The organism is Streptomyces sp. NPDC050636 (assembly GCF_040654775.1).
Lineage (GTDB): Bacteria > Actinomycetota > Actinomycetes > Streptomycetales > Streptomycetaceae > Streptomyces.
Genome location: NZ_JBFAIP010000073.1, coordinates 1 through 19,851 on the forward strand (window position 1 = coordinate 1; position 19,851 = coordinate 19,851).

General features: G+C 71.3%; 22 protein-coding genes and 1 pseudogene. 6 read left to right on the forward strand and 17 right to left on the reverse strand.

Annotation, left to right across the window (positions count from 1 at the left end):
• Positions 1–60: 60 nt before the first annotated feature.
• From AB0I10_RS31480 to AB0I10_RS31560, 17 genes and pseudogenes are all read right to left on the reverse strand, one after another.
• Positions 61–600: a helix-turn-helix domain-containing protein gene (locus tag AB0I10_RS31480; protein ID WP_363156105.1), complete on the reverse strand. Its 540-nt coding sequence runs from the start codon at positions 598–600 to the stop codon at positions 61–63.
• Between the two features lie 106 nt (positions 601–706).
• Positions 707–1,543, reverse strand: a complete 837-nt coding sequence (gene whiG, locus AB0I10_RS31485; protein WP_363156083.1) for an RNA polymerase sigma factor WhiG — start codon at positions 1,541–1,543, stop codon at positions 707–709.
• A 359-nt stretch (positions 1,544–1,902) separates the two neighbouring features.
• Positions 1,903–3,033 (reverse strand): DNA-processing protein DprA, encoded by a 1,131-nt coding sequence (gene dprA, locus AB0I10_RS31490; RefSeq protein WP_363156106.1) that lies wholly within the window; start codon positions 3,031–3,033, stop codon positions 1,903–1,905.
• A 300-nt stretch (positions 3,034–3,333) separates the two neighbouring features.
• Positions 3,334–4,944, reverse strand: coding sequence for a YifB family Mg chelatase-like AAA ATPase (locus AB0I10_RS31495; protein WP_363156084.1), 1,611 nt, complete (start codon positions 4,942–4,944; stop codon positions 3,334–3,336).
• Positions 4,944–5,294, reverse strand: a pseudogene (locus AB0I10_RS31500) (YraN family protein); the annotation flags it as partial. The pseudogene AB0I10_RS31500 and the gene AB0I10_RS31495, both read right to left, overlap by 1 nt.
• Before the next feature lie 635 nt (positions 5,295–5,929).
• The gene (locus AB0I10_RS31505; RefSeq protein ID WP_003980220.1) at positions 5,930–6,238 is read right to left on the reverse strand and encodes a DUF2469 domain-containing protein; all 309 of its coding nucleotides are present in this window, start codon (positions 6,236–6,238) and stop codon (positions 5,930–5,932) included.
• A 38-nt stretch (positions 6,239–6,276) separates the two neighbouring features.
• Positions 6,277–6,798, reverse strand: a complete 522-nt coding sequence (locus AB0I10_RS31510) for an NUDIX hydrolase (protein WP_363156085.1) — start codon at positions 6,796–6,798, stop codon at positions 6,277–6,279.
• A 58-nt stretch (positions 6,799–6,856) separates the two neighbouring features.
• Positions 6,857–7,594 carry a signal peptidase I gene (gene lepB / locus AB0I10_RS31515; protein ID WP_363156086.1) on the reverse strand — a complete coding sequence of 246 codons (738 nt, stop codon included), beginning with the start codon at positions 7,592–7,594 and terminating at the stop codon, positions 6,857–6,859.
• Between the two features lie 54 nt (positions 7,595–7,648).
• On the reverse strand, positions 7,649–8,575 hold the full coding sequence (gene lepB / locus AB0I10_RS31520; protein ID WP_363156107.1) for a signal peptidase I: 927 nt from the start codon (positions 8,573–8,575) through the stop codon (positions 7,649–7,651).
• Entirely contained in the window at positions 8,517–9,590 is a 1,074-nt protein-coding gene (gene lepB, locus AB0I10_RS31525; protein ID WP_363156087.1) for a signal peptidase I, read from the reverse strand. Before lepB (AB0I10_RS31525) ends, lepB (AB0I10_RS31520) begins: the two co-directional genes overlap by 59 nt.
• Positions 9,583–10,347 (reverse strand): signal peptidase I, encoded by a 765-nt coding sequence (lepB, locus tag AB0I10_RS31530; protein ID WP_363156088.1) that lies wholly within the window; start codon positions 10,345–10,347, stop codon positions 9,583–9,585. Before lepB (AB0I10_RS31530) ends, lepB (AB0I10_RS31525) begins: the two co-directional genes overlap by 8 nt.
• A 96-nt stretch (positions 10,348–10,443) precedes the next feature.
• On the reverse strand, positions 10,444–10,794 hold the full coding sequence (gene rplS / locus AB0I10_RS31535; protein WP_363156089.1) for a 50S ribosomal protein L19: 351 nt from the start codon (positions 10,792–10,794) through the stop codon (positions 10,444–10,446).
• Between the two features lie 132 nt (positions 10,795–10,926).
• Positions 10,927–11,742, reverse strand: coding sequence for a tRNA (guanosine(37)-N1)-methyltransferase TrmD (gene trmD / locus AB0I10_RS31540; RefSeq protein WP_363156090.1), 816 nt, complete (start codon positions 11,740–11,742; stop codon positions 10,927–10,929).
• A complete protein-coding gene (gene rimM, locus AB0I10_RS31545; protein ID WP_363156091.1) occupies positions 11,742–12,287 on the reverse strand; it encodes a ribosome maturation factor RimM in 546 nt (181 codons plus the stop codon). Before rimM ends, trmD begins: the two co-directional genes overlap by 1 nt.
• Before the next feature lie 100 nt (positions 12,288–12,387).
• On the reverse strand, positions 12,388–12,627 hold the full coding sequence (locus AB0I10_RS31550; protein ID WP_003980229.1) for an RNA-binding protein: 240 nt from the start codon (positions 12,625–12,627) through the stop codon (positions 12,388–12,390).
• Positions 12,628–12,629: 2 nt separating this feature from the next.
• The gene (gene rpsP / locus AB0I10_RS31555; RefSeq protein ID WP_006602842.1) at positions 12,630–13,070 is read right to left on the reverse strand and encodes a 30S ribosomal protein S16; all 441 of its coding nucleotides are present in this window, start codon (positions 13,068–13,070) and stop codon (positions 12,630–12,632) included.
• Between the two features lie 156 nt (positions 13,071–13,226).
• Positions 13,227–13,817: a hypothetical protein gene (locus AB0I10_RS31560; RefSeq protein ID WP_363156092.1), complete on the reverse strand. Its 591-nt coding sequence runs from the start codon at positions 13,815–13,817 to the stop codon at positions 13,227–13,229.
• A 550-nt stretch (positions 13,818–14,367) separates the two neighbouring features.
• Here AB0I10_RS31560 and AB0I10_RS31565 point away from each other — a divergent pair.
• From AB0I10_RS31565 to AB0I10_RS31590, 6 genes are all read left to right on the forward strand, one after another.
• A complete protein-coding gene (locus AB0I10_RS31565) occupies positions 14,368–15,273 on the forward strand; it encodes a methyltransferase domain-containing protein (protein WP_363156093.1) in 906 nt (301 codons plus the stop codon).
• A 149-nt stretch (positions 15,274–15,422) separates the two neighbouring features.
• Positions 15,423–15,848 carry a transcriptional antiterminator gene (locus AB0I10_RS31570; protein ID WP_363156094.1) on the forward strand — a complete coding sequence of 142 codons (426 nt, stop codon included), beginning with the start codon at positions 15,423–15,425 and terminating at the stop codon, positions 15,846–15,848.
• Positions 15,845–16,204, forward strand: a complete 360-nt coding sequence (locus AB0I10_RS31575) for a DUF2620 family protein (RefSeq protein ID WP_363156095.1) — start codon at positions 15,845–15,847, stop codon at positions 16,202–16,204. Before AB0I10_RS31570 ends, AB0I10_RS31575 begins: the two co-directional genes overlap by 4 nt.
• A gap of 6 nt (positions 16,205–16,210) precedes the next feature.
• A complete protein-coding gene (locus AB0I10_RS31580; protein WP_363156096.1) occupies positions 16,211–17,551 on the forward strand; it encodes a YhfT family protein in 1,341 nt (446 codons plus the stop codon).
• A gap of 62 nt (positions 17,552–17,613) precedes the next feature.
• Entirely contained in the window at positions 17,614–18,594 is a 981-nt protein-coding gene (locus tag AB0I10_RS31585) for a phosphotriesterase (RefSeq protein ID WP_363156097.1), read from the forward strand.
• A gap of 35 nt (positions 18,595–18,629) precedes the next feature.
• On the forward strand, positions 18,630–19,850 hold the full coding sequence (locus tag AB0I10_RS31590) for an aminotransferase class V-fold PLP-dependent enzyme (RefSeq protein WP_363156098.1): 1,221 nt from the start codon (positions 18,630–18,632) through the stop codon (positions 19,848–19,850).
• Position 19,851 lies beyond the last annotated feature (1 nt).

Sequence of the window (19,851 nt, forward strand, 5' to 3'; positions counted from 1 at the left end):
GAGCGTCGAGTGGGTGGAGGGGCGGGGGGGGCGGGGGGCGGGGGGGGGAGGCTCCCCGGGTCAGCCGCGGACGCCGCGTAGCGCCATGGCCACCGCCGCCTCCGTGATCTGCTCCGGGTTCTCGGCGGCCCCGAGTTCGATGCGGCGCACCGCGGCGTCCACGACGCCCTGCAAGAGCATGGCCGCGAGTCGGGGTTGTTCGTGGCCCAGAGCGGCAAGGGCCTCGACGATCATGGCGATCAGTCCGCCGTGCGCCGCGCGGATCTTTTCGCGCGCGCCGGCGTCCAGCTCACCGGCCGAGATGGCGACGACGGCGCGGTGGCGGCGGTCACCGACCAGGGCCAGCTGCTGTCGTACGTACGCCTCGACCTTCTCCTCGGCCGTATCGACGCGGTCCATCGCCGCCTCGACCTCCGCGGCCCACACCGGGAAGTCGACAGCGCACAGCTCCTCGACGACGGCCGCGCGGGAGCGGAAGTACTCGTATACGGAGGAGCGCGCGAGTCCCGTGCGCTCGGCGAGGGCGGGGAAGGTCAGCGCTTCCGTTCCGCCTTCGGACAGCAAGGAGCGGGCGGCGTCCAGAAGGGCGCCGCGCTGCATCGTCCGGTGCTCGGCCACAGAGGCCGCTCGAATCCTTGGCACACCACCACTCTACGGATGGCAGGCACGCCGTGGCACTCCGCATGGCGACACGGCGAGACGAGGCTCAGCGTCCGACGTCGGCCAGTTTCGCTCTGAGCTGCAGTACGGACTTGGTGTGGATCTGGCTGACCCGGCTTTCCGTGACGCCGAGGACATTGCCGATCTCAGCGAGCGTGAGTCCCTCGTAGTAGTAGAGCGTGACGACGGTCTTCTCGCGTTCGGGGAGGGTGTTGATGGCGCGCGCGAGCAGTCGCCGCAGCTCGCGGTCCTCGGCGATCTCGACGGGGTTGTCGGCGGCCGTGTCCTCCAGGGTGTCCATCAGGCTCAGCCGTTCACCGCCCTCGCCGCTGACGTGGAGGAGCTCTTCCAGAGCGACCACGTTCGCCAGGGACAGCTGGCTGAACACACTGTGGAGTTCCTCCAGCGCGATGCCCATCTCGTCCGCGACTTCCGCTTCGGAAGGGGTGCGGCGCAGCTGCGCTTCGAGCGTGGCGTAGGCCCGTTCCACGGCGCGGGCTTTCTGCCGTACCGATCGCGGGATCCAGTCCAGCGCGCGCAGCTCGTCGATCATGGCGCCGCGGATGCGGGTGATGGCGTAGGTCTCGAACTTGATGGAGCGTTCGGGTTCGAACTTCTCGATGGCGTCGATCAGTCCGAAAACTCCGGAGGAGACGAAGTCGGCCTGTTCGACGTTGGGGGGCAGTCCGACGCTGACCCGGCCGGCGACGTACTTGACCAGGGGCGAGTAGTGGAGGATCAGCTGCTCCCGCAACCGCCCGTCGCCCGATGCCTTGTAGGAGCGCCACAGCTCGTTGAGCGAGGTGGGCGCGGCGGGGCGCACGTTGCCGCGCGCGGCGGGAGGTACTGCCGCGCGGTCAGACCCGGAGGTGTGCTGGGGCATTCGTCGCCTTGAGCCGTTCTGCCGAGACACTGGTCGGTGGATGTGTGCGGGTGAATTGTCTGTGAGCGTAGCGTGACTGCCGCGTCGCGGTGTGCGAGGAAGCAAGGTTGGCGGTACGCAGATACGTTCCGCTGCCCGCACCTCGGGGTTACCTCGTACGGTGTGACGACACGCGTACGTCGTGCCGGACGCGAGGCCCCGAGGGGCAGTGCGACCGGGCGGGGTGACGCGGCGTGCGGTCTTCCGTGCGTCCGCTGCGCCACTTCACGGTCTCCTTGTGGGCCGGCCCGGCGCGCCGAAGCATGGCAAACCTGGATTCTGCGGTCATTCCCCTCACCCTTTCACCCGTTCGCCCCAGGTCAAGTACCGCCTCGCCGGAATGCGCCGGCGGACTCGGCGCGTCGCGCCAACTCCCAGCCTCCACCGCACTTTTGAACGAATCCGAGGGATTGCAGCTCAAGGAGCTTGCCCTGCGTGATGTCGCGGGGCGTGCCCGACTCCCGTGCCAGGTGGGCGGTGTCCGTTCCGCCACGCGCGGGCAACGCCTCCAGGACGCGGGTCGCGACGGGGTCCAGGAGGTCGCGGGTGAGGGTCGGACCGCGCCGCTCCGGGGCGAGGTCGCCGATGCTGCCGACGAGTTCGACGACCTCGTCGGCATGGGTGACCACCAGGGCCTCGCCGCGCAGGAGTTGGTGTACGCCGGCGGAGAGTCCACTGGTGACGGGTCCCGGCATGCCCATCGTGAAGCGTCCGAGGGCCAGCGCTCGGCGGGCGGTGACCAGGGAACCGCTGCGGAGTTCGGCTTCCACGACCACGGTGCCTCGGGTGAGTGCGGCGATGACGCGGTTCCGCTGGACGAAGCGGCTGCGGGTGGGGTGGTCGCCGGGCGGTAACTCGGCTACCAGCAGGCCTTGTTCGGCGATGCGTCCGATCAACTCGGTGTGTCCGCGCGGGTAGGCGTAGTCGACGCCGGAGGCGAGTACGGCGACGGTCGCGCCGTCCGCGGCCAGCGCCCCGCGGTGGGCTGCGCCGTCGACCCCGTACGCCGCGCCGGATACGACTGTCCAGCCCCGGTCGGCGAGGCCTGCGCCGAGGGTGGCGGCGAGGTGGGCGCCGTAGTCGGTGCAGGCCCGCGCGCCGACTACGGCGACCGATCGCAGCGCCCAGAGCCGGAGGTTCGCCGGGCCGCGCACCCACAGGCCGATGGGGCGGCCGTCGCCGAGGTCGTCCAGTTGTCGGGGCCATTCTTCGTCTCCGGGACTGATGAAACGGCCGCCGAGCGCGGCGACGGCGGCGAGGTCCGCGCCGGGGCCGCTGGCTCGTGCGGCGCGCAGCCGCAGGCCCTCGACCTTGGTCGCTGACGCGCCTTTGGGCGGAGCTGCGTCGCCGGACAACGCGCGCCAGAGGGATTCCGGACCCATCTCGCGCAGCCAGCGGCCGGCGGTTTCATCGCCTGGTTCGAGGATGCGGGTGAGGGCCGCGCGCGCCATGCGCTGTGGCTCGTCCGGGGCTTGCTGTGCTGGCTCTTCCAGGTCAGTCGTACGTGTGGTGCGGTGCGGCTCGTCTCTCGTACGCGGCACATGCCGCTGCTCGGGCGCTGCCGTAGCGGTGGCGCGGCTTTGGTTGTGCACGCCGTCGGCTGCCCCGCCCTTGGCGAATCCCCACAGGTCCGTCCCATTCATCGTTTCCCCCTGCTCGTGGTGCGGCCGTGCGGTCGGCAGCCTGCGTCTTGCGCTTCGACCAGGCCGCAGCAGCGATCCCTCCTCCCTCTCCTCCCAGCGCCCCCCGGCCTATCGCCCTCCCACGGCCGTCACCGTGCCGCGTCGTACGCCGGTGCGTAGTTCCAGTGCCCAGTTGACGTCTTCGGTTGTGGGGCGGTCGCGGGCGGCTAGGTCGGCGGCTGTCCAGGCGACGCGGAGGACGCGGTCCAGGCCTCGGGCGGTCAGCAGGCCGCATTCCAGGTCGCGTTCGGCCTGGGCCAGTGCGCCAGGGTGTACCTGCCATCGGGTTCTCAGTTCATGGCCGGGGACCTCGCTGTTGGTGTGCCAGGGGGTGCCGGCGAAGCGGGCTGCGGCGCGTTCGCGTGCGGCCCGTACGCGTTCGGCTACTTCCGCGCTGGTTTCGGCGCCACGGCCGAGGGCGATCAGTTCGGAGCGGGCGACCGGTTCCACGGCGATCCGCAGGTCCACGCGGTCCATCAGGGGACCGGAGAGCCGGGCCTGGTAGCGGCGGATCGAGGACGGGCGGCATTCGCAGCCGCCACCGCTGGTGCCGTGCCGCCCGCAAGGGCAGGGATTGGCCGCGAGTGCGAGCAGAAAGCGGGCGGGCATGCGCATCATGCCGGCGGCCCGGGCGACGACGACGTGGCCGGATTCCAGCGGCTGGCGGAGTGCGTCCAGGACCTTTGCGCTGCATTCCGCGGCCTCGTCCACGAACAACACGCCGTGGTGGGCCAGCGATACGGCTCCGGGGCGGGGCAGTCCGGTGCCGCCGCCGACGAGGGACGCCATGGTCGCGGAGTGATGCGGGGCGCAGTAGGGCGGCCGGTCGACGAGTGGTTGCCCCGGCGGGAGGGTGCCGGCTACCGAGTGGACGGCGGTGACCTCCAGTGATTCCTTGGGGGACAGGGGCGGTAGCAGCCCTGGGAGACGTTCGGCGAGCATGGTTTTGCCGGCTCCGGGCGGGCCTTTGAAGAAGATGTGGTGGCGTCCGGCGGCGGCTACCTCCAGGGCGCGGCGGGCGTTGTGCTGGCCTGCGACATCGGACAGGTCGAGGGTGCGGTCTCCGGGTGGCAGCCCTGCACCGACGCCTGTGCCGGGGACGACCAGGCCGGCCAGGAGAGGGTCGGGGCGGCCTTCTTCCAGCGTCTCGTCCTCGTCCGGGACGGGTTCGTCGGTGAGGACGGCGATGAGTTGGCGCAGGCTGCGCACGCCGAGGACGGAGACGCCGGGGACGAGCGAGGCTTCGGCGACGGTCTGTTCCGGCACGACGACCTGGCGGTATCCGGCGTCGGCGGCGGCCAGGACGGCGGGCAGCACTCCGCGTACGGGGCGCACCCGGCCGTCCAGTCCGAGTTCGCCGATCATCATCAGGTCGGTGAGCTCGCGGGGGTCGAGGCGCTCGGCGGCACCGAGGACCGCGCAGGCCACGGCGAGGTCGAAGCCGCTGCCGCTTTTGGGGACGGATGCCGGGCTGAGTCCGACGGTGAGTTTCTTCTGCGGCCATTCGGCGCCGGAATTCGCCACCGCCGCGCGCACGCGGTCCTTGGATTCGACCAGGCTCTTGTCCGGCAGCCCGACCAGGGTGAAGTTCGCGACGCCGGGCTCCAGGTCGGCCTGGACCTCGACGACGACGCCTTCGACGCCGACCAGGGCGACGGAGCAGGTGCGGGCGAATCCCATCACGCCACCCCCCGTACGTGTTCGACGACGGGTGCGCCGCGGGCGGGCAGGAGCACACCGACGACATCGATGCGTACGCCGCCGGGTGGCGGGCCGCCGTTTCGTTCCAGCCAGCGTTCCGCGAGCAGTCGTAGTCGTTCGGTCTTCTCGGCGCGTACGGCGGCCATAGGGTGTTCGTACGACCCGGCGCGGCGGGTTTTGACCTCGCAGACCACGAGTGCGTCACCGTCTGCGGCCACGATGTCGATCTCGCCGTCGCGGCAGCGCCAGTTTCGGTCCAGGATCCGCATCCCGGCCTCGCTGAGCCGCCGGGCTGCCAGGTCCTCGCCGTAGCGGCCGAGCGCACGCCGAGGGTCGGTCGACGTGCGGGCGGGGCGGCGCTCGGCGGTGTCGCCCGGCTTGTGACGCCGCGGTTTTTGTCGACGGCCGGTGCGCGCCCTGCTGCCCGGCCCGCGGGCCGACTCGCTTGCCGGCCCACTGGCCGATGCTCTCCCCCGCGCCGCGCGCCCGTCCCGCTCCGCGCCGTCCGCGGCCTCGGCGGCTCCCGTGCGCGTGTGGGTTCCGGCCTCTGGCCCGGCCGCAGCGGCCTTCGTCCGTTCCTCGGCCTCCGCCCGGCACCCGGCTTCCGCCCGGCCCCCGGCCTGCGTCGTGTCCCCGAGCTGCGTCGGCTTCCCGGCCCCCGGGCCGGCCTGCATGGCGTTCATGCGGCACCACCTCCGGCACCGACTCTGACGCCCCCGCCACCATCTATTGGATCTTGGTGCACAACCCGTCGGTTGTGGATAACCCCGTCACCCGCAGGCGGTACGGCGGCGGCGTGGCCGGGGGAAGGAACTGACCCCGGTCACGGTCGGTCCTCAGCGCACGTCTCCGTGCCGGGCCTCACCCACGTTGAAGCCGCCGCGGCGCGCCAACCACGCAGCCACCACACAGCCGCCGCGCAGCCCAGCCCAGCCCCAGCAGCCCAGCCCCAGCAGCCCGGCCCTCAGCTCCCCGGAAGATCAAGGTCGCTCTTATTGAGCTCCTCGATATTCACATCCTTGAACGTCAGCACCCGTACTTGCTTGACGAACCGGGCCGGGCGGTACATGTCCCAGACCCAAGCGTCGGCCATCGAGACCTCGAAGAACACCTCGCCCTGGACCGAGTGCACCTGCATCTCGTAGTCATTGGTGAGGTAGAAGCGGCGCTCGGTCTCGATCACATATTTGAACAGCCCGACGACGTCGCGGTACTCCCGGTAGAGCTTCAGCTCCATCTCGGTCTCGTACTTCTCGAGGTCCTCGGCGCTCATGGCAGATCCCCTTCAGCCGTGCGTCCCCCTATTGTGCGTCAGACCCTCTCGGTCTCCAGGAGCACCGGCGCACTCGGGGGCCCTTCGTCGAGCAGCGTGCGCAGCAGCTCGGCGAGTCTGGTCGGATACACCGTCTCATGCGAGGCGGACAGTTCCGCCGAAGTCCACCACCTCAGTCCCGAGACGCTGCGTCGCTCCAGGTCCGTCAGCCCGCCGGTGTGAGTGGCGGTGCGGTCGGTTCGTCCCAGGTAGTACCACTCGTCCTGGTCCCAGCGCCGCCCGTCGAACGGAAAGGAACAGCGGCGTTTCCACAGGACAGGCCCGATGACGGCGTCTGTGATGCCGGTCTCCTCAGCGAGCTCGCGACGGGCCGCCGCCTCACGGCTCTCGGTGCCTTCCAGGCCGCCGCCGGGGGTGAACCACCAGGTGTCGGTCGGGTCGTCCGGTTCGAAGCCGTGCAGCAGCAGGATCCGGTCGTCGGGGTCGAGGAGCACGACGCGGGAGACCTGCCGCACCTCGGTCGGCTCGTCGGGAGCGCCACCGCCCACACCCTCACTCATGCCGTCTCCCGTTTCCCTGCTCACGCCTCGACCCATGCCACCACCCACGTCGCGCACCTCACGCACTCTTACGCCTCTTCCGTCGGGTGATCGGCCCATGGGCCGCGCCGACCAGGATGAGAACCGCGCCGGCCAGGACGGCGAAGGTGAGAGGTTGCACCGGGCCGGGCTGTGAGGTGCCGCCCGGCAGCTCCGTGAAGGCCGCGGGGCGGTGCATCATGCCGATGCTGCCGAGCGGCCAGGCGCTGGCGTCCACTCGGGCCTGCACGGCGCTGCGCGGTACGGAGCCGTCGTCGCCGTCGGTGAGGTGGACGCGGGAGTCGAGGGAGTCGTTGCGGTGGTCGCCGAGCAGGAAGAGCTGGCCGGTGGGGACGGTGGCTTTGAAGCCGGTGGGTGAGGCGGGTCCGTCGCCTTGCAGATACGGTTCCTCGATGGGAGTTCCATTGACGGTCAGGCGGCCGTCCTTGGTGCAGCACGCGACCTTGTCGCCGCCGACGCCGACGACGCGCTTGACCATCGGCAGGTCGCCCCACACCTTGTCCTTGAAGACGACGACGTCGCCGCGGCGTATCGCGGAGCCGTCGACCCTCTCGGCCAGCACCCGGGCGCCGGCGGAGATCGTCGGCGACATCGAGTCGGTCGGCACCGTGTACGGGCGGTAGACCAGTGCCCCCCATACGAAGCCGCCGAGGAACAGCGCACAGCCTGCGGCCACAGCAAGACCGGACAGCACACTGCCCGTGGTCCGGCTGCGGGCAGTGTGCTGTCCGGTCTGGCGTTCCGTACTGCTGCTCATCCCAGCGCTCCCACCCCGCGGGCGCGGCCCGCGTCGAAGATCTGGGACGGCACCCTACCTGGGGGTACGTTCTCCGGTCAGCCTCCGGCGGCGCCACAGAACGATCGGTACGGCGCCGGCGAGGCCCAGCGCGGCCGGAGCCGCGGCCAATGTCTGGTTGATCCCGGCCTGGTCGAACGTGTCGGGCACCGGGAGGGTCGCCCAGCGGTTGATCGGCCAGGCGACCGTGAAGGCGCGGCCGACGACCCGCTCCACGGAGACGGTGCCGCCGCCCTTGAGATTCTGGTGATAGCGGGAGTCGAGGGAGTCGTCTCGGTGGTCACCCATGACCCAGATCCGGCCCTTGGGGACGTGGATCGGGCCGAACGGCCGGTCGCCGCAGGGAGTGGCACCGGGGTAGATGTAGGAGTCTTCCTTGAGGGCCTTGCCGTTGACCTTGACCGGGCCGGTCCCCTTGCATTCGACGGTGTCGCCGCCGACCGCGATGACCCGCTTGATCAGGTCCTTCTCCTTGGACGACGGCATCAGGCCGATGAAGCTGAGGACCTCTTGGACGACGTTGGGCTCGGCCATCGGCACCTCGTTGAGCCAGCCGCCGGGGTCGTGGAAGACGACGACCTCGCCGCGCTGCGGCTCCGACCCGAACCACGGCGTCAGCTTGTCGACGAGGACCCGGTCGCCGCGCTGCAGGGTGTCCTGCATGGAGTCCGACGGGATGGAGAACGCCTGCACCAGAAACGTTTTGATCAGCAGCGCGAGCAGTAGGGCGATGCCGATGAGGATGGGCAGCTCTTTCCAGAAGGCGCGTGGCTTCTTGCCCTTCTTCACGCTGCCGCTCTCCTTCTGGTCCGCGGGCCCGTCGGTCTGTGCTGACCGCTGTGGCTGCGCCTGATGCACGGAACTCGTCACCGGCTCCGGGGACTCAGCCTGCCCCGCCGGCTCTTCGGGCTCTTCGGTTCCGGACCGCGCGCCGACCGCCAAGTCCCCCACATCTGCTCCTTACTCCACGCTTTCGCCCACCCGAAAATCGGTGCAGGCCCACCACTCCCATAACGAGCGGGAGTTCCGCAGGGGTCGGGAGTACAGCCAAAGTCTCGGGGGACACCCTATGCGGCGCTCCGGCGGCCGTCGTCTTCGCGCCCGGCGCGTCGCGCACGGTCGCAAAGGTGTCGTTCTCTTCGAGGTGCCGCCAGTGGCTGAACGGCCAGGCGATCACGGCGGCGCTGCCGACGACGTTCTCCTCCGAGACCGTGCCACGGTACGGCTCGTCCAAGTGGAAGCGCGAATCGGCGGAGTCGGAGCGGTGGTCGCCCATGACGAAGATCCGCCCGGTGGGGACGTTGACGGTGAACTTCAGTTGGGAGGGCGGGTTGCCGGGGTGCACGTACGCTTCGGTCAGGGGGGTGCCGTTGACGGTGACGCGGCCCTGTTTGTCGCAGCATTTGACGGTGTCTCCGCCGACGCCGATCACCCGTTTGATCAGGTCCTGTTCATCGGCAGACGGCAGCAGCCCGATGAAGGCCATGAATTCCTTGAACTGCTTAACGACCGGCCCGTCGTCGCCGATGCGGGCCTTCTCGGCGGGCGGCAGCCAGTTTCCGGGGTCCTTGAAGACGACGACGTCGCCGCGCTCGGGTTTCGAGCCGAACCAGGGGGTGAGCTTGTCGACCAGCACCCGGTCGCCGATCTTGATCGTCTGCTCCATGGAGCCCGACGGGATCACGAACGCCTGGACGAGGAAGGTCTTCAGGACGAGGGCGATGGCCAGCGCCACGCCGATGAGGATGGGGATTTCCTTGAGGTAGGAGCGCTGCCTGCGGCGTTTGATGCGCCGCGCCTGGCGGCGTCGCTCAGCCCGCCCGCCGGTCGCCGGGCGGCCCCCGGACGAGCCGTCGGCCTCCCCCTGCCCCCCGGTGCCGCCGTGCGCACGGCGGGCGCCGCGGCCCCGTCCCGTGGCGCTCTGGCCCCCGTGGCGGGGGCGTCCGCGGTTACCCATGGGGACCTGCCGGCGCGGGTATGCCGTCGTAGGACCGTGGGTGGTCGAGGGTGGTCCAGCGGCTCACCGGCCAGCTGATCCAGTCCGCCCGGCCGATCACCTTGCCGACCGGGACGGTGCCGCCGCCCGGCTCGCCGAGGTGGTCGCGGGAATCGCTGGATCTGGCGCGGTGGTCCCCCATCACCCACAGCTTTCCCTCCGGCACCACGATGTCGAATTCCACCGAGGACGGCGCGTCCCCCGGGTAGAGATAGCCCTCGGTCACGGGCTTACCGTTCACTTTGATCCGCCCCCGTTTGTCGCAGCAGGTCACACGGTCACCGCCGACGCCGATCACGCGTTTGACGTAGTCGGTCTCGGCGGGCCGGGCCAGGCCCAGCGCCGCGCCGGCGCCGCGCAGCAGTCCCGTGACGGGATTCTCCCCCGGCTCCCTGTGAACGAAAGACCCCGTGCCGTCGAATACCACGACATCGCCCCGGCGCGGCTCGCCGCCGAAACGGTACGCCAGCTTGTTGACCAGCGCTCTGTCCCCGATCCGCAGGGTGTTCTCCATGGAGGAGCTGGGGATCAGAAAGGGCTGCATCACAAAGTTGCTGAGAAGCAGCAGAAAGGCCAGACAGAGCGCGAGGAGGGTGACCGGCCGGTGCCGGAGGCCGGCGAAACCTGCGAGGAAACGCGCGGAGCGCGACCGCTGCTCCGGCCCCTTGGTGGGGGCGGGAGAGTGGTCGCGCTCCGAGAGCTGTGCGTCAGTGTCCATCGGGCCCTGAGCCTAACCGGCCGGGCCCGGACGCCCGACGCGAGCGTCGCCAAGCGTTGCCCCGGCGCAAAAAATCGCGGTCCGGGGCGGAGCGGCTCAGCGCTCGCGCTTCTCCTTGATCTTCGCGGCCTTGCCGCGGAGGTCACGGAGGTAGTACAGCTTGGCGCGGCGGACGTCACCGCGGGTCACGATCTCGATCTTCTCGACGATCGGGGTGTGCACCGGGAAGGTGCGCTCGACGCCGACGGAGAAGCTGACCTTGCGGACCGTGAAGGTCTCGCGCACGCCGGCGCCCTGACGGCGGATGACAACGCCCTTGAACTGCTGCACACGGGAGCGGTTGCCCTCGATGACGCGGACGTGGACGTTGACGGTGTCGCCGGGGCGGAACGCCGGGACGTCGCTGCGCAGCGACGCGGAGTCGACGGTGTCGAGCAGGTGAGACATTGCGTCTGCTTTCTTCGCTGATGCCACAGGTCATCAGCGGAATGTCGTAAGAAGGGTTTCGGATGCCGTTCCGTCGGGCGGGCGTCGTTCCCCCTGTGGCAGGGGCGCGCGCCGGACGCACACAGCAGCGGCCTATTCTTCCACGGCCTCGCTCGTACGCCCAAATCGGCCGTCCGTTCCCTGCGACCAGCCCAGTGCCGCGAGGATTTCGCGGTCCTTCTTGTCGAAGACGGCGGGGTCGGCGCGCCCGATCAGATCGGGGCGGTTGCGGTCGGTGCGACGGAACGCCTCGTCGCGGCGCCAGCGGGCGATCTTCCCGTGGTGGCCGCTGATCAGCACGTCGGGGATGCCGCGGCCACGCCACTCCGGTGGCTTGGTGTAGACGGGGCCTTCCAGGAGGTCGGCCATCGCCCCGGGGGCGAAGGAGTCGTCCTGGTGGGAGGCGGCGTTGCCGAGGACACCGGGCAGCAGCCGGGCGACGGCCTCGACCATGACGAGGACCGGGGCCTCGCCACCGGCCAGGACATAGTCGCCGATGGACACTTCGCGGACGTCGAAGCGGTCGCCGTACTCCTCGATGACGCGGCGGTCGATGCCCTCGTAGCGGGCCGGGGTGAACACCAGCCAGGGCTTGGCGGAGAGTTCGACGGCGAGCTGCTGGGTGAAGGGCTTGCCGCTGGGGGTGGGGACGACGATCACCGGCCGGGCGTCGCCCTCCCCGGACCCGACGACGGAGTCCAGCGCCTCGCCCCACGGCTCCGGCTTCATGACCATGCCAGGGCCGCCGCCGTAGGGGGTGTCGTCGACGGTGTTGTGCTTGTCGTGCGCCCAGTCCCGCAGGTCGTGGATGCGCACATCGAGCTGCCCCCGGGCGCGGGCCTTGCCGACGAGGGAGACGTTCAGCGGCTCCAGGTACTCGGGGAAGATCGTGACGACGTCGAGCCGCATCAGCTGTCCTCGCGGCCGGTGGCGATCTCCGCCTGGTTCTCGTCGAGGAGGCCGGGCGGCGGGTCGATGACCGCGCGCTGCTCCTCAAGGTCGATCTCCGGGACGATCTCGCTGACGAACGGCACCATGACCTCGCTGCCGTCGGGCCGCTTGACGATCAGCAGGTCCTGGTAGGGCAGATGCGAGATCTCCAGGATGCGGCCGACGGCAGTGCCGTCACGGGTGACCACATCGAGGTCGATCAGCTGGTGGTCGTAGAACTCCTCGGGGTCCTCCGGGACTTCCTCGGGGTCGACCTCCGCGATCAGCAGGATGTTGCGCAGCGCCTCCGCGGCCGTACGGTCCTGGACGCCCTCGAAGCGCAGCAGCAGCCGGCCGCTGTGCACCCGCCCGGTCGCGATGGTCAGCGGTCCTGCGGAGGAGGGGTCGGTGGCGAGCACCGCACCCGGTGCGAGCCGCAGCTCGGGCTCGTCGGTGCGCACCTCCACCGTGACCTCGCCCTTGATGCCGTGGGCTCGGCCGATCCGTGCCACTACCAACTGCACGCTAAGTACTCCCTTACGTGTGCCTACGGCATGAGTCCGTAGACGACTACGGGCCGGGGCGGGCCCAAGGCCCTCCCCGGCCCGAGCCGGTGTTCAACTGTCAGCGAACCTGGTCGACGTCGACGAGGTCGACGCGGATGCCCCGGCCGCCGATGGCGCCCACGACGGTCCGCAGGGCACGGGCGGTACGGCCGTTGCGGCCGATCACCTTGCCGAGGTCGTCGGGGTGGACCCGGACCTCGAGGACGCGCCCGCGGCGCAGGGTGCGCGAGGCTACCTGCACGTCATCGGGGTTGTCGACGATGCCCTTGACGAGGTGCTCGAGGGCTTCCTCGAGCATGCTCAGGCCTCGGTCGACTCGGAGGTGGACTCGGCCGCAGCCTCATCCGCCTTCTTGTCAGCCTTCTTCGCCTTCGGGGTGATGGCCTCACCCTTGGGCTCGTCGCCGGAAGCCTTGGCAGCGGCCTCGAAGAGGGCGCGCTTGTCGGCCTTCGGCTCGGCGACCTTCATGGGCGCCGGGGCCGGCAGGCCCTTGAACTTCTGCCAGTCGCCGGTGACCTTGAGGATGGCCATGACGGGCTCGGTCGGCTGCGCGCCGACACCCAGCCAGTACTGGACACGCTCGGAGTCGACCTCGATGCGCGAGGGGTTCTGCACCGGGTGGTACAGGCCGATCTCCTCGATGGCCCGGCCGTCACGGCGGGTACGGGAGTCGGCGATGACGATGCGGTAGTGAGGCGCGCGGATCTTGCCCAGGCGCTTCAGCTTGATCTTGACTGCCACGGAAGTGGTGTCTCCTGGTCTTGACGTGGTTGGGCACAACGGGATGCCACGTGGGGTTGCGGTACTCGGAGTGCCCGATGGACGCGTCAGCCGGAGGAGAGAGGGGTCCTATGCGGCTGTCGAGTACAGCTGTTCATTGTGCCACACGCCGCACGGTCAGCCGACCGCGGCCACCTCGGGGATACGGAAGGGCTTGCCACAGCCGCCGCAGACGATGGGCGCCTGCGCCAGCACCGACGGAACGACCCGGACATTGCGCCCGCAGTCGCAGACGGCCTTGACGCGGACGCCGCCCCCGGAGGAGCCGTGCCGGGCGGCCGGGCCGCGGAAGCTGCGGGTGGTGTCGGTGGCCGTCGCGGCGGTGTGTGCCTTGAGGGCTCTGGCCAGTCGCTCGATGGTGGGGCGGTAGCGCCTTCTGGCGTCGGTGCTGAGCGTGACCAGGGAGAAGCCGCTACTGGGATGGGGCTCGTCGACGTGGTCCAGGCCCAGCTCCTCGGCGATCGCCAGGAACCGGCGGTTGTGGTAGCGGCCTGCGCGGGAGGTGTCTCGGATGCCGCGGGCGGCGGCGATGCCATGGACTGCCTCATGGAGCAGCCGTTCGAAGGAGAGCTCGGCGCCGCAGGCGGACGAGGACTCTCCGATCAGGGACTCGGGCGCGGCCAGGTCCGGCAGCTCGGGGTGGTGCCGTTGAATATCGGCCCACGCGAGCGCCAGCTCGGCGGCGAGGACTGGTGGTGTCGTGCTCACGTCGTGACAACGAGCCGGGGTCGCCCAGTGTTCCGATTCCGGGGCATCCCAAATATTTTGCACGTACCAGTCAGTTTCTGGTCATGGGTTATGCCGTGGGAGTGGTGCGTCGATCTGCGGAGAAGCCGCTCAGCGCCACTCAAGCCGGTACGTACCACCGCGTACGCCGCACGATGGAGGCCGATCGTATGCCGGGGCAACGATCACCGCGGCGATGTTACTGGCGTGTTGCCTGCCTCCGGCACCGGCCCTGTCGCGAGACTGTCCGGCGTCGCCCCGGAATCATCCCGGTACGGCCCACCGTAGGGCCAGGGCGCACGGGCCGACGGCCGTTGCATGGCAGAAGCACGCGCGCCGGGGCACCCTGGAACGGCGCTTCGGGGCGCGGCCCGGCGCATACGGGGGCGCGCGGGAGACAACCCCGGCGCATCCCCTGGACGCCCGGACGGATGAGCAGTTGTCTGGATTACGGGGGCGCACAACGCGCGAAAACATCGGGGGCGGACGGCACTGATCAGCTTCGGGTTCTCGGCGAATAGGGGCGCTTTCGATGTCACCCACGCTCGTGCGGCAGCAGCTTCCGACTTCCGTATCCATGGATTCCGACGGCCTTCCGGAGGCGGTCGGCTCACGGGCGCGCGCCCGTGACTGGGCGGAGATCCAGGAGCGGATGCTGGTACCGCTGTATGAAGCCGCGTACGACCGTTTGGGTGTCGGTCCCGGCACCCGGTTGCTGGGGCTCGGCTGTGGCTCGGGGCTGGCGCTGCTGCTGGCGGCGGCGCGCGGTGCGCAGGTCAGTGGTGTGGATGCGGACGAGTGGCGGCTGGAGCTGGCGCGTGAGCGGCTGACGCCGGACCGCGGGCCGGAGCCGACCCGGCTGATCAGCGGCGGGCCGGAGGCAGCGGCGTCCGGCGATGCCGCCTTCGCCTCTGCCTCCGCGTCCGCGTCCGCGTCCGCCTACAACGTAGTGACCGCATTTCATCCGGTGGGCTGTGTGAGCAGTGTCGAGGGGCTGACGGCGTCGCTGACCGCGGCGACCCGGCTGGTGGAGCGGGGCGGCGCGGTGGTGCTGGGCGGCTGGGGCCCGGTGGAGCGGTGTGCGACGGCCGGAGTGCTGCGGGTGGCGCAGCGGCGGCTGGCCGATGCGCCGCGGGAATCCGTCGTCGGCTCCGCGGGATGGCGGCCGACCCACCGGGACGACCTGGAGGAACTGGCGGAGCGGGCCGGGCTGCGGCCGGACGGGTCGGGCCGGGTGGCCTGCCCGTTCGGGTACGCGGATCTGGCGAGCGCGGTGCGCGGGCTGCTGTCGACGGGGCTGTTCGACAGGGCTCTGGAGGCGACCGAGCAGCGGCTGGTGGAGAAGGAGCTGGGCGAGGCGCTGCATCCGCATCAGCGGGCGGACGGCACGGTGTGGATGCCGAATGTGTTCCGGTATCTGATCGCGAGGACGCCATAGGGCTTACTCGTCCGGGTGGCGAGGGTCCCTGGGCGGCTGCGGGAGGATCTGCGTCTGCCAGCGGGTGACGGACGGCGCATGGGCGGCGGCACCCAGGGGGAGAATCCAGATCCCTGGCTACTGTCCCGTCGAGGGAAGGGCGGCCGCCCATGGAATCCCCACTCGCCCGGCGCATCCGGATCTTCCGTGAGAGCGGCCGGGTGCGGCCGGAGGTCGCCGCGTTCGTGGCGGACGAGTTGGAGGCGCTGGCCGCCGAGGGGCGGCGGGTCACCGAGGACAGTGCGGGGATGCTCACCAGCCATCTGCTGATGGCGCTGACCCGGCTGCTGGACGGCGAGTCCGTCGAGGAGTTCCACACCGACGCGGCGGTGGCCGCGGAGCTCGCCGGCCATCCCGAGGCGGTCGCCCGTGCCCGTGCCGTCGCCGTACGGGCCGGCCGGGAGCTGGGCGCCACGCTGCCCCGCTCGGAGATCAACTTCCTGGCTCTGCACCTCGCCGTCCTGCGCGCGGAACCGCCCGCGCGCACCGGCCCGGCGGTGCGGGCGGACGCCTCGTCGCGAAGGGACACACCATGACGAAGATCCTCACCGGCGGCGTCGGCAAGTCCGAGGTCGCGAGCGCGGTGACGGGCCTCGGGCTGCCGGGCGTCGAGATCGTCGTCAGCAGCGACATGGACGCGGCGGTGCAGCTGCGGGCCGGGCGGGCCGACTACTTCCTCGGCACCTGCCACACCGGGGCCGGTGCCTCGCTCGGTGTGCTGGTCGGCCTGATGGGCGCGGCCGCCTGCCACACCTTCGGGCGGTCGGTCCCCAGCGGTGCGCAGATCGAGGCGCTGCTGGACGAGGGCAAGAAGGTCTTCGGTTTCGCCGTCGACCAGATCGACGCGATCACGCCCGCGCTCGCCCGCGCCCTCGCCGCCCGTACCGCCTGACACCCCGTGGGCGCCCAACTGGCCGCCGCGGCGGGCGGACTGGACTTCACTCCGGCGCAGCGGCTGACGGTCATCGCCCTGTGTGCGCTGACCGCGTTCGTCTCGCATCTGGCGCTGGCGGTCTTCAACGACGGCGTACGGCCGTTCATGCTGGACTTCGTCCAGGGGCGGGCCAGGCGCGGTGCGACCACCGCGGTGTCCTTCGGGCTCTCGGCGGGGTTCGTCTTCGGGCTCGGCGCGCCGATGGCGCTGTCGTCCGGGGTGCTCAATCCCTGGCTGGTGTTCCTGCCGACCGACGTTCTCGGCATCCTCGCGCCGCGGAAGTGGCTGGCGCCGGTGCTGGGCGGCGCGTGGGGCGCGGTGGTCGTCTTCGGTCTCAAGGGGGCCGACGACGCGGCGCACCGCCTGCCGGTCGACTTCCTGACGGCCATGCAGCAGATGGCGACGCCGATTCTCTTCCTGTTCGCGCTGTTCCCGGTGCTGGCGGTCAGCAAGCAGTTCGGCAGGGCGCGGGGCGCCCTCGTGGGCGTGGTGGAGCTGGTGCTCGTCGTGCTGACGATGAAGCTGTGGCCGAAGGTGTTCGCCGGGTCGTTGGCGATGGCGGCCGGTGTGCTGATGCTGATCGGGTTCGCCGTGGCCAAGGACCTGCGGGAGCGGCGGGCGGGCGACCGGGACGGGGCGATGCCGGACGAGGAAGGCGCCGATGACCCGATGGCGTCGCTGTTCAGCGCGAGCGCGGCCCGACTGCGGCGCCATCTGCCGCTGTTCATGGTGCTCGGCGCCGGTGTGTGCCTGCTGTCGCAGACGCACATGTTCGGGGGCGGTGAGGCGACCAGCTTCCTCATCGCCAAAGGGCAGTACGCGGAGGCGGCGCAGGTCGACTTCTACCGCGCGTTCGGGTTCCTCCCGCTGATCGCCACCACCGCGCTGGCCTCCGGCGCGTACGGCATCGCGGGCTTCACCGTCGTCTATCCGCTCGGCTATCTGCTGCCGAACCCGTGGCTGGCGCTGGTGTGCGGTGCGCTGGTCTTCGCCGTCGAGGTGCTGGCCCTCAGCGGGATCGGCCGGGTCCTGGGCAGGCTGCCGTCCGTACGCGACTCCTCGGAGCGGCTGCGGGGCGCGATCGGCGACACCCTTCAACTGGCCATCCTCTTCGGCTCGTTGATGGCCGCCAACGCCATGGGTGGCGGCCTCGGCATCCTGGTCGTCGGCGGGCTGTACCTGCTGAACGAGGCGATGGGGCGGATCGTGGTCCGGATGGCGGCGGGCCCCGCCGCGGTCATCGCCGGCGGCGTCCTCCTCAACGTCCTGTACTGGCTGGGCCTGTTCACCCCCCTCACGTCCTGAGCTCGGGTACCCCGCCCGGAGCGGGGCGCGGCCGCGTACGACACGGCCGGGGAAGGACCTCCATGACCGACCTGCACGCACCCCACGACCCGCACGTCAGGCACGACAGGCACGACCTGCTGCGCACCGTTTCGGGTCCGCTGCCTGTGTGCGCCGTACGCGGGCCGGTGCTCGCCCATGAGCATCTGGCCCTCGATCTCACCCGCGGCACCGACCCGGCGGCGGTCCTGGCCGAACGCCACCGGCCCGCCGTCACCGCCGAACTCGCCGTGCTGCGCGAGGAGTTCGGGCTCGCCCTCGTCATCGAGCTGACCTGCCGGGGCATGGGCCGGGACGTCCGCGCCCTGGCCCGGATCGCCGAGGCGTCGGGCGTGGCGGTCGTCGCGGGCACCGGCTGGTACCACGAGGCGTTCCACCCGCCGGGGGTCGCCACCGCGGACACCGGGCGGTTGGCCGCGGCGCTGACCGACGAGATCGAGCACGGGTGCGGCACCACAGGTATCCGTCCGGGTGTCGTCGGCGAGGCCGGCAGCCACGGAGACGCGCCGAGCGAGCCGGAGACGCGGACGCTGGCCGCCGCCGCCCGCGCGGCCGCCGCTACCGGCCTGTCGCTGGCCACCCACGCGCAGCTCGGCCGCGGCGGTCTCGCCCAGCTGGAGCTGCTGACGGCGGCCGGGCTGCCGCCGCACCGGATCAGCATCGGCCATCAGGACCTGCTCGACGACCCGGCCGTCCACCGGAAGGTGGCGGCGGCCGGCGCGTATGTCGCCTTCGACACCGTCGGCAAGGAGCGCTACCAGAGCGACGCGGTACGGCTGCGGCTGCTGTTGGCGCTGCTGGAGGCCGGGCACGCGGACCGGGTGCTGCTCAGCTGCGATGTCTCCCGGCACGGCTATCTGACCGGCGAGGGCGGCGGCGGGTACGGGCACCTCTTCCGGTTCTTCCTGCCGCGGCTGCGGGCGGCCGGGGCGGACGAGGAGCTGATCGACGGGCTGACGCGGCGCAATCCGCTGCGGTTCCTGACGGGAAGGGCACCGAGGTGACCGCACTCCCTATGGACCCCACAGGTCCCACACGCATGACAGGCCCTACAGGCCCTACAGATCCCACACGCACGACAGGCCCCACAGGCCCCACGGAACCGGCCCGTCCGACGGACCCGCCGCGCCTCCCCCGCACCTTCCCGCTCCCGGCCGTCGCCCTCCCCGACGCGCTGACCCGCCAGTTCCGGCTGCTGGAGTGCACCGCCCGGCACTTCGAGGGCCAGCAGCTCTTCGAGGCGGACGCCGGGGTGGTGCCGGGGCTGGGCCGGCCGCGGAGCACCGCCGGGGTCGAGGCGGTGCTCGCCGACTTCTTCGGGGCCGAGGCCGCGGCGCTGGTGCAGGGCGCGGGCACCGGCGCGATCCGGGCCGCGCTCGGCGCCGTCCTGGAGGCGGGCGATCCGCTGCTGATCCACCGCGCGCCGGTCTACCACACCACCGCCGTCACCCTGCGCGGCCTGGGCGTCCGGGCCGTGGAGGCGGACTTCAACGACCGGTGGGAGCTGGCGCGGGCACTGACGTCCGGGCGGTTCGGATGGGCGTATGTGCAGCACACCCGGCAGCGGCCGGCCGACTCCTACGACCTGGGCGCGGTGCTGGCGGCGTGCCGGGCGGCGGGGGTGCGCACGGTCGTGGACGACAACTACGCGGTGCTGCGGGTCCCCGCGTGCGGGGTGGAGCTGGGCGCCGACGCCTCCTGTTTCTCGCTGTTCAAGCTGCACGGCCCGGAGGGCGTCGGGGCGGTCGTCGGCGGCGCGGACCTGGTGGCGCGGGTGCGGGCGGACAACTACTCCGGCGGCGGCCAGGTCCAGGGCCACCAGGCGCTGGACGCGCTGCGGGCGCTGACCCATGTGCCGGTGATGTGGGCGGTGCAGTCGCAGGTGGCGGCCGAGGTCGCGGAGCGGCTGACCGCCGGTGAGGTTCCAGGGGTCGCCGAGGTGGCGCTCGCCAATGTGCAGGACCGCTGTCTTCTGGTGCGCCTGGACCGGCCGCTGGCCCGTGCGCTGCCGGCCGCCGCCGCGCGGCACGGCGCCGCCCCGTATCCGGTCGGCGCCAACTCCCGCTACGAGATCGCCCCGCTGTTCTACCGGCTGTCCGGCTCCGCGCTGGCCGACGTCCCCGAGCTCGCCGACTGGACCGTACGGATCAACCCCATGCGGGCCGGCGCGGATCTCGTTCTGGGCATCCTCCGCCGGGCGCTGGACGACCTGTGCGAGCACGACGACGCCCACCGCGACGGCTGCAACCCCAGGGACTGAC

Excerpts from the sequence above, each read along its gene's own strand:
- lepB (WP_363156088.1), bottom strand. The coding sequence starts at position 10,347 with ATGGACACTGACGCACAGCTCTCGGAGCGCGACCACTCTCCCGCCCCC.
- rplS (WP_363156089.1), bottom strand. The coding sequence starts at position 10,794 with ATGTCTCACCTGCTCGACACCGTCGACTCCGCGTCGCTGCGCAGCGAC.
- lepB (WP_363156087.1), bottom strand. The coding sequence starts at position 9,590 with ATGGGTAACCGCGGACGCCCCCGCCACGGGGGCCAGAGCGCCACGGGA.
- AB0I10_RS31505 (WP_003980220.1), bottom strand. The coding sequence starts at position 6,238 with ATGAGCGCCGAGGACCTCGAGAAGTACGAGACCGAGATGGAGCTGAAG.
- AB0I10_RS31570 (WP_363156094.1), top strand. The coding sequence starts at position 15,423 with ATGGAATCCCCACTCGCCCGGCGCATCCGGATCTTCCGTGAGAGCGGC.
- AB0I10_RS31480 (WP_363156105.1), bottom strand. The coding sequence starts at position 600 with ATGCAGCGCGGCGCCCTTCTGGACGCCGCCCGCTCCTTGCTGTCCGAA.
- dprA (WP_363156106.1), bottom strand. The coding sequence starts at position 3,033 with ATGGCGCGCGCGGCCCTCACCCGCATCCTCGAACCAGGCGATGAAACC.
- AB0I10_RS31565 (WP_363156093.1), top strand. The coding sequence starts at position 14,368 with ATGTCACCCACGCTCGTGCGGCAGCAGCTTCCGACTTCCGTATCCATG.
- whiG (WP_363156083.1), bottom strand. The coding sequence starts at position 1,543 with ATGCCCCAGCACACCTCCGGGTCTGACCGCGCGGCAGTACCTCCCGCC.
- AB0I10_RS31590 (WP_363156098.1), top strand. The coding sequence starts at position 18,630 with ATGACAGGCCCTACAGGCCCTACAGATCCCACACGCACGACAGGCCCC.
- AB0I10_RS31575 (WP_363156095.1), top strand. The coding sequence starts at position 15,845 with ATGACGAAGATCCTCACCGGCGGCGTCGGCAAGTCCGAGGTCGCGAGC.
- trmD (WP_363156090.1), bottom strand. The coding sequence starts at position 11,742 with ATGCGGCTCGACGTCGTCACGATCTTCCCCGAGTACCTGGAGCCGCTG.
- lepB (WP_363156086.1), bottom strand. The coding sequence starts at position 7,594 with ATGAGCAGCAGTACGGAACGCCAGACCGGACAGCACACTGCCCGCAGC.
- AB0I10_RS31550 (WP_003980229.1), bottom strand. The coding sequence starts at position 12,627 with ATGCTCGAGGAAGCCCTCGAGCACCTCGTCAAGGGCATCGTCGACAAC.
- AB0I10_RS31585 (WP_363156097.1), top strand. The coding sequence starts at position 17,614 with ATGACCGACCTGCACGCACCCCACGACCCGCACGTCAGGCACGACAGG.
- AB0I10_RS31510 (WP_363156085.1), bottom strand. The coding sequence starts at position 6,798 with ATGAGTGAGGGTGTGGGCGGTGGCGCTCCCGACGAGCCGACCGAGGTG.
- AB0I10_RS31495 (WP_363156084.1), bottom strand. The coding sequence starts at position 4,944 with ATGGGATTCGCCCGCACCTGCTCCGTCGCCCTGGTCGGCGTCGAAGGC.